At 67.5% G+C, this 11,832-nt stretch carries 14 protein-coding genes; 12 read left to right on the top strand and 2 right to left on the bottom strand.

All coding sequences use genetic code 11. From position 1 onward, the window contains the following. Position 1: 1 nt before the first annotated feature. Together DIE12_RS20635 and DIE12_RS38145 are read right to left on the bottom strand one after the other, a co-directional pair. Positions 2-1,690 carry a sigma-54-dependent Fis family transcriptional regulator gene (locus DIE12_RS20635; protein WP_124487102.1) on the bottom strand — a complete coding sequence of 563 codons (1,689 nt, stop codon included), beginning with the start codon at positions 1,688-1,690 and terminating at the stop codon, positions 2-4. 81 nt (positions 1,691-1,771) lie between these two features. Beyond that, positions 1,772-1,996, bottom strand: coding sequence for a hypothetical protein (locus DIE12_RS38145; protein ID WP_185500417.1), 225 nt, complete (start codon positions 1,994-1,996; stop codon positions 1,772-1,774). On the opposite strand from DIE12_RS38145, the gene DIE12_RS20640 reads away from it, so the two are divergent. The 12 genes from DIE12_RS20640 (at position 1,995) to DIE12_RS20695 (ending at position 11,818) form a co-directional block, all read left to right on the top strand. Next, positions 1,995-2,207 (top strand): phenol hydroxylase subunit, encoded by a 213-nt coding sequence (locus DIE12_RS20640; protein ID WP_311766337.1) that lies wholly within the window; start codon positions 1,995-1,997, stop codon positions 2,205-2,207. The genes DIE12_RS38145 and DIE12_RS20640 overlap by 2 nt on opposite strands. A gap of 16 nt (positions 2,208-2,223) precedes the next feature. Continuing rightward, complete coding sequence (locus DIE12_RS20645) at positions 2,224-3,219, top strand: phenol hydroxylase (RefSeq protein WP_124487101.1); 996 nt, start codon at positions 2,224-2,226, stop codon at positions 3,217-3,219. 37 nt (positions 3,220-3,256) lie between these two features. Beyond that, positions 3,257-3,526, top strand: a complete 270-nt coding sequence (locus DIE12_RS20650) for an MmoB/DmpM family protein (protein ID WP_124487100.1) — start codon at positions 3,257-3,259, stop codon at positions 3,524-3,526. A gap of 37 nt (positions 3,527-3,563) precedes the next feature. Then, positions 3,564-5,114, top strand: coding sequence for an aromatic/alkene/methane monooxygenase hydroxylase/oxygenase subunit alpha (locus DIE12_RS20655; RefSeq protein WP_124487099.1), 1,551 nt, complete (start codon positions 3,564-3,566; stop codon positions 5,112-5,114). A 74-nt stretch (positions 5,115-5,188) separates the two neighbouring features. Beyond that, entirely contained in the window at positions 5,189-5,545 is a 357-nt protein-coding gene (locus tag DIE12_RS20660) for a phenol hydroxylase subunit P4 (protein WP_124487098.1), read from the top strand. A 25-nt stretch (positions 5,546-5,570) separates the two neighbouring features. Beyond that, positions 5,571-6,635, top strand: coding sequence for an NADH:ubiquinone reductase (Na(+)-transporting) subunit F (locus DIE12_RS20665; protein WP_124487097.1), 1,065 nt, complete (start codon positions 5,571-5,573; stop codon positions 6,633-6,635). Between the two features lies 1 nt (position 6,636). Next, the gene (locus DIE12_RS20670) at positions 6,637-6,993 is read left to right on the top strand and encodes a 2Fe-2S iron-sulfur cluster-binding protein (RefSeq protein WP_044845461.1); all 357 of its coding nucleotides are present in this window, start codon (positions 6,637-6,639) and stop codon (positions 6,991-6,993) included. A gap of 25 nt (positions 6,994-7,018) precedes the next feature. Next, on the top strand, positions 7,019-7,963 hold the full coding sequence (locus DIE12_RS20675) for a catechol 2,3-dioxygenase (RefSeq protein ID WP_124487096.1): 945 nt from the start codon (positions 7,019-7,021) through the stop codon (positions 7,961-7,963). Positions 7,964-7,984: 21 nt separating this feature from the next. Then, entirely contained in the window at positions 7,985-8,434 is a 450-nt protein-coding gene (locus tag DIE12_RS20680; RefSeq protein ID WP_124487095.1) for a heme-binding protein, read from the top strand. Positions 8,435-8,533: 99 nt separating this feature from the next. Beyond that, positions 8,534-10,045 carry a 2-hydroxymuconic semialdehyde dehydrogenase gene (locus tag DIE12_RS20685; protein WP_124487094.1) on the top strand — a complete coding sequence of 504 codons (1,512 nt, stop codon included), beginning with the start codon at positions 8,534-8,536 and terminating at the stop codon, positions 10,043-10,045. 28 nt (positions 10,046-10,073) lie between these two features. Then, on the top strand, positions 10,074-10,856 hold the full coding sequence (gene dmpE / locus DIE12_RS20690) for a 2-oxopent-4-enoate hydratase (RefSeq protein ID WP_124487093.1): 783 nt from the start codon (positions 10,074-10,076) through the stop codon (positions 10,854-10,856). A 41-nt stretch (positions 10,857-10,897) separates the two neighbouring features. Next, the gene (locus DIE12_RS20695) at positions 10,898-11,818 is read left to right on the top strand and encodes an acetaldehyde dehydrogenase (acetylating) (protein WP_124487092.1); all 921 of its coding nucleotides are present in this window, start codon (positions 10,898-10,900) and stop codon (positions 11,816-11,818) included. The last annotated feature ends 14 nt before the right edge of the window (positions 11,819-11,832 follow it).

An 11,832-nucleotide genomic window follows, 5' to 3' on the forward strand; every position in this document is an offset into this window, starting at 1 on the left:
GTCACGCGTCCTCCTGGTCCTGTCTGCGGTTGAGCCGATAGCTGAGCTGCGCGCGGGTCAGGCCGAGCAGGCGTGCGGCGGCCGACAGGTTGCCGTTCGCGCGGTCGACGGCTTCATGCAGCAGCGCCCGCTCGAGGCCGTCGAGCCCGCCGCCGCCTTGCAACTGGTCGAGGATCGACCCGCAGTCGATCGACATCGCGGCCGCCGGCCGGATCTGCCCGGCCCGGTCGACCGTCGCGCCGCCGGGTGAGCCGACGCCGGGGAACAGGTCCTTCGCGTCGACCGGACGGTTCGGCCGCGACAGGATCACCGCGCGCTCGATCAGGTTCTCGAGCTCGCGCACGTTGCCGGGCCAGCGATAGCCGCGCAGCGCGTCGTACGCGTAATCGGTCAGCGTGGGCGTCGGCTTGCCGTGCAGCGCCGCGAAGCGGTCGAGCATCGCGTCGGCGAGCGGTGCGATGTCGTCCTGCCGGTCGCGCAGCGGCGGGATCAGCACCGGATAAACGTTGATCCGGTAGTAGAGATCCGCGCGAAAGGTGCCGTCGCGCACGGCCTGTTCGAGATCGCGGTTGGTCGCCGCGACGACGCGCACGTCCACCTTCCGGCCGTCGGTCGCGCCGAGCCGCTCGACCTCGCCCTCCTGGAGCACGCGCAGCAGCTTCGCCTGCACGTCGAGCGGCAGCTCGCCGATCTCGTCGAGAAACAACGTGCCGCCGTCCGCGCGCTCGAAGCGCCCGGCGCGCGCGGTTTGCGAGCCCGTAAATGCGCCTTTCTCCGCACCGAACAGTTCCGACTCGATCAGCGCATGCGGAATCGCCGCGCAGTTGATCGCGACGAACGGCTTCGCCGCGCGCGGGCTGAGGCCGTGCAGCGCACGCGCGAAGCGTTCCTTGCCGACGCCCGTCTCGCCGGTGAGCAGCACGGCGACCTTGGTCGGCGCGGCCGTCTCCAGCAGCGCGTAGGCCGCGCGAAATGCGTCGGAGCGCCCGACGAGCCGCGTGCGGCCGTCGTCGGGCGTCATCTCGAGGCGCAGCGATTCGACTTCGGTCTGCAGGTCGCGGATCGTGTTGATCAGCGAGTCGGCCTTGAACCACGACGTGATTTCCTCCGCGTCGGGCCATTCGTCGGCCGGCTTGCCGACGATCGTGCAGTGCGGGTCGTTCATGCCGACACAGCCCGTTTCCTTGAACAGGATCGTGCGGCCGATGAACGCGCTGGTATAACCGGTCGCATAACCGATCAGCATCCAGCACACCGGTTCGGGCTGCGGCCCGAACGTGCGGCGGTGCACGTCGGCTTCCCATGAATGTTCCCAGCGGTATTCGCAGTAGAACGCACCCGTCGCGGGGTCGGCCTCGAACCGCAACGGGGTGACCTGCACGGCACCTTCGAGCATGTGCAGTTGCGGGCCGACGTGGAACATGTCGAACAGCGACGCGCCGCTGCGGATCTCGCGCGCGAGCGCGGCGTCGCGTTCGCCGGCCGCGAAGCCGACCCGCGTGAAGAAACGCCGCGTCTGCGCGGGGCCGACGCTTTCCATCAGTTCCTGGCGCAGCGTCGCCAGCGCGCCGGCATGCAGCAGCACCATCCGCTGTCCGGCCAGCCAGATGCGACCGTCGCTCGCCGAAAAATGGATCAGCTTGCGCAGGTCGGTGTCCGGCGGCAAAGGGGGCAGGCTGGGCCGCGTCATGTCTCCTCCGTCGAGATTTCTCGTGATTTTCAAAGTTTTCGCCAGCAGCGCCGCGGTGAGCGGATCGATTTGATCATTTCATCAAATGCGCTCGACCGAGTTGCTCAAATGATGAAAAAGGCCGCCGGATATAGGTTCCGGCAGGGTCGCCGGCGTGCGTTTGCCGTTCTGGTTAACCGCCATTGTGGATCGCGAATTCGAACTTTGCGTCAGGGCTTTCCCTGAATTATCGAGATTTTTTGAAGGTCGATCCGAACGTGGCACGGATGCTGCATTGAAGTCCGGCATGGAGGCGACACCGATCATGAATCAGCATCCGACCGATCTTTCCCCGCTCGATCCCGGCCGCAAGTGCGTCCGCGTGACGGGCACGAACGTGCGCGGCTTCGTCGAATTCGAGCTGTCGATCGGCGGTGCGCCGGAGCTGTGCGTCGAGCTGACGTTGCCTCCTGCCGCCTTCGATGCGTTCTGCCGCGAACAGCAGGTCACGCGGCTCGACGTCGAAGCGAACCCATGACATTGAGGAGCAAGAAGTGACCATCGAGCTGAAGACAGTCGACATCAAGCCGCTCCGGCACACCTTCGCGCACGTCGCGCAGCACATCGGCGGCGACAAGACGGCGACGCGTTACCAGGAAGGCATGATGGGCGCGCAGCCCCAGGCGAACTTCCATTACCGGCCGACCTGGGATCCGGACCACGAGATCTTCGATCCGTCGCGTTCGGCGATCCGGATGGCGAGCTGGTACGCGCTGAAGGATCCGCGCCAGTTCTACTACGCGTCGTGGGCGACCACGCGGGCGCGCCAGCAGGACGCGATGGAGTCGAACTTCGAGTTCGTCGAGTCGCGCCGGATGATCGGCCTGATGCGCGACGACGTGGCCGCGCACGCGCTCGACGTGCTGGTGCCGCTGCGCCACGTCGCGTGGGGCGCGAACATGAACAACGCGCAGATCTGCGCGCTCGGCTACGGCACCGCGTTCACGGCGCCCGCGATGTTCCATGCGATGGACAACCTCGGCGTCGCGCAGTACCTGACGCGCCTCGCGCTCGCGATGGCCGAGCCCGACGTGCTCGACGCGGCCAAGGCGGCCTGGACGAACGACGCCGCCTGGCAGCCGCTGCGCCGCTACGTCGAGGACACGCTGGTGGTGGCCGACCCGGTCGAGCTGTTCGTCGCGCAGAACCTCGCGCTCGACGGCCTGCTGTATCCGCTCGTCTACGACCGTTTCGTCGACGAACGGATCGCGCTCGCGGGCGGCTCGGCGGTCGCGATGCTGACTGCGTTCATGCCCGAATGGCACGCCGAATCGAACCGCTGGATCGACGCGGTCGTAAAGACGATGGCCGCCGAATCCGACGACAACCGTGCGCTGCTCGCCCGCTGGACCCGCGACTGGTCGGCCCGGGCCGACGCGGCGCTCGCGCCGGTCGCCGCACGCGCGCTGCAGGACGCCGGCCAGGCCGCGCTCGACGAAGTGCGCGAGCAGTTTCAGGCGCGCGTCGCGAAGCTCGGCATCGCGCTCTGACGACGGGCATTCACCTCACATCCCAAGGATAACCAGCATGTCCAACGTATTCATCGCCTTTCAGGCCAATGAGGACTCCAGATCGATCGTCGACGCGATCGTCGCCGACAACCCGCGCGCGGTGGTGGTCGAGTCGCCCGGGATGGTCAAGATCGACGCGCCGGACCGGCTGACGATCCGCCGCGACACGATCGAGGAGCTGACCGGCACGCGCTTCGACCTGCAGCAGCTGCAGGTGAACCTGATCACGCTGTCCGGCCACATCGACGAGGACGACGACCAGTTCACGCTGAGCTGGTCGCACTGAACGCCGCGCTACGCGCACCGACAACACGGAGACACGCATGGACACGCCAACGCTCAAGAAAAAGCTCGGCCTGAAGGACCGCTACGCGGCAATGACGCGCGGCCTCGGCTGGGAGACGACCTACCAGCCGATGGAGAAGGTCTTCCCGTACGACCGCTATGAAGGCATCAAGATCCATGACTGGGACAAGTGGGTCGACCCGTTCCGCCTGACGATGGATGCGTACTGGAAATACCAGGGCGAGAAGGAGAAGAAGCTGTACGCGGTGATCGACGCGTTCACGCAGAACAACGCGTTCCTCGGCGTGACCGACGCCCGCTACATCAACGCGCTGAAGCTGTTCATCCAGGGTGTGACGCCGCTCGAATATCTCGCGCACCGCGGCTTCGCGCACGTCGGCCGGCACTTCACCGGCGAGGGCGCGCGCATCGCATGCCAGATGCAGTCGATCGACGAACTGCGGCACTACCAGACCGAAACGCACGCGATGTCGACGTACAACAAGTTCTTCAACGGATTCCATCACTCGAACCACTGGTTCGATCGCGTCTGGTATCTGTCGGTGCCGAAGTCGTTCTTCGAGGATGCGTATTCGTCGGGCCCGTTCGAGTTCCTGACCGCGGTCAGCTTCTCGTTCGAATACGTGCTGACGAACCTGCTGTTCGTGCCGTTCATGTCGGGCGCCGCGTACAACGGCGACATGTCGACCGTCACGTTCGGCTTCTCCGCGCAGTCGGACGAATCGCGTCACATGACGCTCGGCATCGAGTGCATCAAGTTCCTGCTCGAACAGGACCCGGACAACGTGCCGATCGTGCAGCGCTGGATCGACAAGTGGTTCTGGCGCGGCTACCGGCTGCTCACGCTGGTCGCGATGATGATGGACTACATGCAGCCGAAGCGCGTGATGAGCTGGCGCGAATCGTGGGAGATGTACGCGGAGCAGAACGGTGGCGCGCTGTTCAAGGATCTCGCGCGCTACGGGATTCGCGAGCCGAAGGGCTGGCAGGACGCGTGCGAAGGCAAGGACCACATCAGCCACCAGGCGTGGTCGACGTTCTACGGCTTCAACGCGGCCTCCGCGTTCCACACCTGGGTGCCGACCGAAGACGAGATGGCGTGGCTGTCCGCGAAGTATCCCGATTCGTTCGACCGTTACTACCGCCCGCGTTTCGACTACTGGGGCGAGCAGGCGAAAGCCGGCAACCGCTTCTACATGAAGACGCTGCCGATGCTGTGCCAGACCTGCCAGATCCCGATGCTGTTCACCGAGCCCGGCAACCCGAAGAAGATCGGCGCGCGCGAGTCGAACTATCTCGGCAACAGGTTCCATTTCTGCAGCGATCACTGCAAGGAAATCTTCGACCACGAGCCGCAGAAATACGTGCAGGCGTGGCTGCCGGTGCACCAGATCTATCAGGGCAACTGCTTCCCGCCCGATGCCGACCCGAGCGCGGAAGGCTTCGATCCGCTCGCCGCGGTGCTCGACTACTACGAAGTGCAGATGGGCCGCGACAACCTCGATTTCGACGGCTCGGAAGACCAGAAGAACTTCGCGGCCTGGCGTGGCCAGGCCACCCGCAACTGACCCGCAATCGATACGCAACCTTGAACAGGACCCGCGCGCGCCACGGCGCGAACGCGGGCCGACAGGAGACAAACATGGCCGTCATCGCGCTCAAACCCTACGACTTCCCGATCAAGGATGCCGTCGGGAAGTTTCCGGCGCCGCTGCTCTACGTGTGCTGGGAAGACCACCTGATGTTCCCGGCGCCGTTCTGCCTGCCGCTGCCGCCCGACCTGCCGTTCGGCGCGTTGGCCGACAAGGTGCTGCCGCCCGTCTATGGCTATCACCCCGACTTCGCGAAGATCGACTGGGATCGCGTCGCGTGGTTTCGCTCCGGCGAGCCGTGGATGCCCGACGCAGCGAAGAGCCTGGCCGACAACGGCCTCGGGCACAAGGACCTGATCAGCTTCCGCGCGCCGGGCCTCGACGGCCTCGGCGGCGCGAGCTTCTGACCGCCACGCGGACGAGCGAACCATCATGAGCCATCAACTTACCATCGAGCCGCTCGGCGTGACGATCGAGGTCGAGGAAGGACAGACGATGCTCGACGCCGCGCTGCGCCAGGGCATCTACATTCCGCACGCGTGCTGTCACGGCCTCTGCGGCACCTGCAAGGTCGCCGTGCTCGACGGCGAAACCGATCTCGGCGACGCGAACCCGTTCGCGCTGATGGATTTCGAGCGCGAGGAAGGCAAGGCGCTCGCGTGCTGCGCGACGCTGCAGGCCGACACCGTGATCGAGGCCGACGTCGACGAGGAGCCCGACGCGGAGATCATCCCGGTCAAGGACTTCGCGGCCGACGTCACGCGTATCGAGCAGCTCACGCCGACCATCAAGTCGATCCGCCTGAAGCTGTCGCAGCCGATCCATTTCCAGGCGGGCCAGTACGTGCAGCTCGAGATTCCCGGCCTCGGGCAGAGCCGTGCGTTCTCGATCGCGAACGCGCCGGCCGACGTCGCGGCCACCGGCGAGATCGAGCTGAACGTGCGGCAGGTGCCGGGCGGGCTCGGCACCGGTTATCTGCACGAGCAGCTCGCGACGGGTGACCGCGTGCGGCTGTCGGGTCCGTACGGCCGCTTCTTCGTGCGCCGCTCGGCCGCGCGGCCGATGATCTTCATGGCGGGCGGATCGGGGCTGTCGAGCCCGCGCTCGATGATCGCCGATCTGCTCGCGAGCGGCGTCACCGCGCCGATCACGCTGGTCTACGGCCAGCGCAACGCGAAGGAGCTGTACTACCACGACGAATTCTGCGCGCTCGCCGCACGCCATCCGAACTTCACGTACGTGCCGGCGCTGTCCGAAGGCGCGCCGGATGCGGGCGGCGACGTCGCGCAAGGGTTCGTGCACGACGTCGCGAAGGCGCATTTCGACGGCGACTTCTCGGGGCACCAGGCGTACCTGTGCGGACCGCCCGCGATGATCGACGCGTGCATCACGACGCTGATGCAGGGGCGCCTGTTCGAGCGCGACATCTATCACGAGAAGTTCATCTCGGCGGCGGACGCGCAACAGACGCGCAGCCCGCTGTTCCGGCGGGTGTGACGTGGACGCGGGCCGCGTATGCGGGACGGTCCGGATCGCGCAGACCGACGAGCGCTATGCGTGCGTGTCCGGCGAGTCGCTGCTGGCCGGCATGGCGAAGCTCGGCCGGCGCGGCATTCCGGTCGGCTGCCTGAACGGTGGGTGTGGCGTTTGCAAGGTGCGTGTGCTGCGCGGCGCGGTGCGCAAGCTCGGGCCGATCAGCCGAGCGCACGTGAGCGCGGAGGAGGAAAGCGACGGCTATGCGCTGGCGTGCCGCGTCGTGCCGGACGGCGACGTCGAACTCGAAGTGGCCGGCCGGTTGAAAAAGCCGTTCTTCTGCGGCGCGTCCTGTGCAGGCGCGCCGGCGATCGACAAGTAATCAGGAAACCAGGAGGAGACACATCATGGGTGTGATGCGTATTGGTCATGTCAGTCTGAAGGTGATGGACATGGAAGCGGCGCTGCGTCATTACGTGCGCGTGCTCGGCATGCAGGAGACGATGCGCGACGCGGCAGACAACGTCTACCTGAAATGCTGGGACGAATGGGACAAGTATTCGCTGATCCTGTCGCCGTCCGATCAGGCGGGGCTCAAGCATGCCGCGTACAAGGTCGAGCACGATGCCGATCTGGACGCGCTGCAGCAGCGTATCGAAGCATACGGAATCGCGACCGAGATGCTGCCCGAAGGCGCGCTGCCGGCGGTCGGGCGTCAATTGCGGTTCCTGCTGCCGAGCGGGCACGAGCTGCGCCTGTTCGCGAAGAAGGAGCTGGTGGGCACCGCGGTCGGCTCGCTGAACCCCGATCCGTGGCCCGACGACGTGCCGGGCTCGGCCGTGCACTGGCTCGACCACTGCCTGCTGATGTGCGAGCTGAATCCGGAGGCCGGCGTGAACCGCGTCGAGGAGAACACGCGCTTCATGGCCGAGTGTCTCGACTTCCACCTGGCGGAACAGGTGATGGTCGGCCCGGGCAACTCGATCCAGGCCGCGACGTGGATGTTCCGCAGCACGACGCCGCACGACATCGCGTTCGTCGGCGGCCCGCGCAACGGGCTGCATCACATCGCGTTCTTCCTCGACGACTGGGCCGACGTGCTGAAGTCGGCCGACGTGATGGCGAAGAACAAGGTGAAGATCGACGTCGCGCCGACGCGGCACGGGATCACGCGCGGCACCACGATCTACTTCTTCGATCCGAGCGGCAACCGCAACGAGACGTTCGCGGGGCTCGGCTATCTCGCGCAACCCGATCGCCCTGTCACCACGTGGACCGAGGAGGAACTCGGGCGCGGGATCTTCTTCCACTCCGGCGAGCTGAACGAAGCGTTCACGACCGTCTATACCTGACCCGCGAAGGAGCCCAGCGCCATGAACCGAAACGATACGACCCGCAGCGTCGAGCTGCGCACGATCGACTGGCCTGCCGCCGCGCGTGCCGCGCAGGCGGCGGCCGAGGCCGCCGGGCGGCTCGGCGTGCGCGTGAACGTCGCGGTCGTCGATGCGGCCGGGCTGCTCGCGGCGTTCGTGCGCATGCCCGGCGCGCCGCTGCATTCGATCGACATCGCGATCGACAAGGCGTACACGGCCGCGAGCTTCGGTCTGCCGACCGGCGCGTGGCACGCCGCCCTGGCGTCGCACTCGGACGCCGTGCGGCAGGGCCTCGTGCTGCGACCACGCTTCGTCGCGTTCGGCGGCGGGCTGCCGATCGTCGACGACGGTGCATTGATCGGCGGCATCGGCGTGTCGGGCGGCAGCGAGGCACAGGACGCGCAATGCGCGCAGGCGGGGCTCGATGCGGCCGGCCTTGGCGGGTCGTGACGCGCGGCATGCGACACGGCAAGACACGGCACGACATCGCACGCTGACACGCTTCACGAACCCACGGATCACGGATTCACGACTATCGGTAACTCCATCATGTACGACACCGAACCCAACGCCGCGAAACGCGGCCCCGCCGGCGGGCAGCCGGAACCGCGGCGCGTCCACAACTTCATCGACGGCGACTATCGCGCGGGCAAGCGCTGGTTCGACAAGCGCTCGCCGCTCGACAACGCGGTGATCGCGCGCGTGGCCGAAGCGAGCCGTGCCGACGTCGACGCGGCGGTGCAGGCCGCCCGCGCGGCGCTGGCCGGCCCGTGGGGCGGGCTGACGGTCGCGCAGCGCGTCGAGCTGCTGTATGCGGTGGCCGACGGCATCACGCGCCGCTTCGACGATTTCCTCGAAGCGGAAGTGGCCGACACCGGCAAGCCGGTGAGCCTCGCGAGCCATATCGACATTCCGCGCGGCGCCGCGAACTTCAAGGTATTCGCCGACGTCGTGAAGAACGTGCCCGGCGAAACCTTCGAGATGGCGACGCCGGACGGCGCGGGCGCGCTCAACTACGCGATCCGCCGGCCGGTCGGCGTGGTCGGCGTGATCTGCCCGTGGAACCTGCCGCTGCTGCTGATGACGTGGAAGGTCGGGCCCGCGCTCGCGTGCGGCAACACGGTGGTCGTGAAGCCGTCGGAGGAGACGCCGCAGACGGCCGCGCTGCTCGGCGAAGTGATGAACGCGGCGGGCGTGCCGCGCGGCGTCTACAACGTCGTGCACGGCTTCGGGCCGGCTTCGGCCGGCGAATTCCTGACGACCCATCCGGGCGTGAACGCGATCACGTTCACCGGCGAGACGCGCACCGGCGCGGCCATCATGAAGGCGGCGGCCGACGGCGCGCGGCCCGTCAGTCTCGAGATGGGCGGCAAGAACGCGGCGATCGTGTTCGCCGACTGCGACTTCGACGCGGCCGTCGAAGGCACGTTGCGCTCGTGCTTCGCGAACGCGGGGCAGGTTTGCCTCGGTACCGAGCGCGTGTACGTCGAGCGTCCGCTGTTCGAGCGCTTCGTCGCGGCGCTGAAGGCCGGCGCCGAGCGGTTGCAACCCGGCCGCCCGGAAGCGGCGTCGACCGGCCTCGGCCCGCTGATCAGCCAGGAGCATCGCGACAAGGTGCTGTCGTACTACCGCAAGGCGGCCGAACTCGGCGCGACGATCGTGACGGGCGGCGGCGTGCCCGACATGCCCGACGACCTGCGCGGCGGCGCGTGGGTGCAGCCGACGATCTGGACCGGCCTCGGCGACGATTCGCCGATCGCGCGCGACGAGATCTTCGGGCCGTGCACGCTCGTGATGCCGTTCGATTCGGAAGCCGAAGTGATCGGCCGCGCGAACGCGAATGCGTACGGGCTGTCGACCGCGATCTGGACGACCAGCCTGTCGCGCGCGCATCGCGTCGCGGCGTCGATCGACGTCGGCATCGCGTGGGTCAATTCGTGGTTCCTGCGCGACCTGCGCACCGCGTTCGGCGGCGCGAAGCAATCGGGCATCGGCCGCGAGGGCGGCGTGCATTCGCTCGAGTTCTACACGGAGCTGCGCAACGTCTGCGTGAAGCTCTGACCCAACCGTTACTGACCGGAACACTCTTATGGACTCCACGTTGATTACCACGCTGGGCGACCGGCTGTACGACGCGATGACGTCGCGCGAACCGATCGCGCCGCTGACGTCGCAGCACGAGGACCTGTCGGTCGACGACGCGTACCGCATCCAGCAGCGCTTCGTGCAGCGCCGCCTCGACGCGGGCGAGACCGTGATCGGCAAGAAGATCGGCGTCACGTCGAAGGCGGTGATGGACATGCTCGGCGTGTACCAGCCCGACTTCGGCTACCTGCTGTCGGGCATGGTGTATGGCGACGGCGAGTGCATCGCGCTCGACACGCTGATCCAGCCGAAGGCCGAAGGCGAGATCGCGTTCGTGCTGAAGCGCGACCTGCTCGGCCCCGGCGTGACGAACGCGATGGTGCTGGCGGCGACCGAATGCGTGATGCCGTGCTTCGAGATCGTCGATTCGCGCATTCGCGACTGGAAGATCCGCATCGGCGACACGGTCGCCGACAACGCGTCGTGCGGCGTGTTCGTGCTCGGCGACAAGGCCGTGAGCACGCGCAGCGTCGACCTGTCGACCTGCGGGATGGTGCTCGAGAAGAACGGCGACGTGATCGGCACCGGTGCCGGCGCGGCCGCGCTCGGCTCGCCGGTGAACGCGGTCGCGTGGCTCGCCAACACGCTCGGCCGCCTCGGCATTTCGCTGAAGGCCGGCGAAGTGATCCTGTCCGGCGCGCTCGCCGCGATGGCGCCGGCCGCGCGCGGCGACAACTTCCGCGTGTCGATCGGCGGGATCGGCGCGTGTTCGGTGCGGTTCGCGTGAGCGCCGCCCGTTCTCCTTTCCACGCTAACGAGGCATTCCCCATGACCCGAAAGATCCGTTGCGCGCTGATCGGTCCCGGCAACATCGGCACCGACCTGCTCGCCAAGCTGATGCGCAGCCCCGTGCTCGAACCCGTGTGGATGGTCGGCATCGATCCCGATTCCGACGGCCTGAAACGCGCGCGCGAACTCGGCCTCAAGACCACCGCGGACGGCGTCGACGGCCTGCTGCCGCACGTGCAGGCGGACGGCGTGCAGATCGCGTTCGATGCGACGAGCGCGTACGTCCACGCGGAGAACAGCCGCAAGCTCAATGCGCTCGGCGTGCTGATGATCGACCTGACGCCGGCCGCGATCGGTCCGTACTGCGTGCCGCCGGTCAACCTGAAGGACCACATCGGCTCCGGCGAGATGAACGTCAACATGGTCACCTGCGGCGGCCAGGCGACGATCCCGATGGTGCGCGCGATCTCGCGCGTGCAGCCGGTCGCGTACGGCGAGATCGTCGCGACCGTGTCGTCGCGCTCGGTCGGCCCCGGCACGCGCAAGAACATCGACGAATTCACGCGCACGACGGCCGCGGCGGTCGCGCAGGTCGGCGGCGCGAAGGCGGGCAAGGCGATCATCGTGATCAACCCGGCCGACCCGCCGCTGATCATGCGCGACACCGTGCACTGCCTGACGGAGAGCGCGCCCGAAGAAGCGCGCATCGTCGAATCGGTGCACGCGATGATCGCCGACGTGCAGCGCTACGTGCCCGGCTACCGGCTCGTCAACGGGCCGGTGTTCGACGGCAATCGCGTGTCGGTCTATCTCGAGGTCGAAGGCCTCGGCGACTACCTGCCGAAATACGCGGGCAACCTCGACATCATGACGGCCGCCGCCGCGCGCACCGCCGAAATGTTCGCCGAGGAACTGCTGGCCGGCCGCCTCACGCTGGCATCGGCCGCGCAGGCGGCCTGATGCCCGCGGACGCG

This window comes from Burkholderia sp. Bp9015, assembly GCF_003853505.1.
Classification (GTDB): Bacteria; Pseudomonadota; Gammaproteobacteria; order Burkholderiales; family Burkholderiaceae; genus Burkholderia.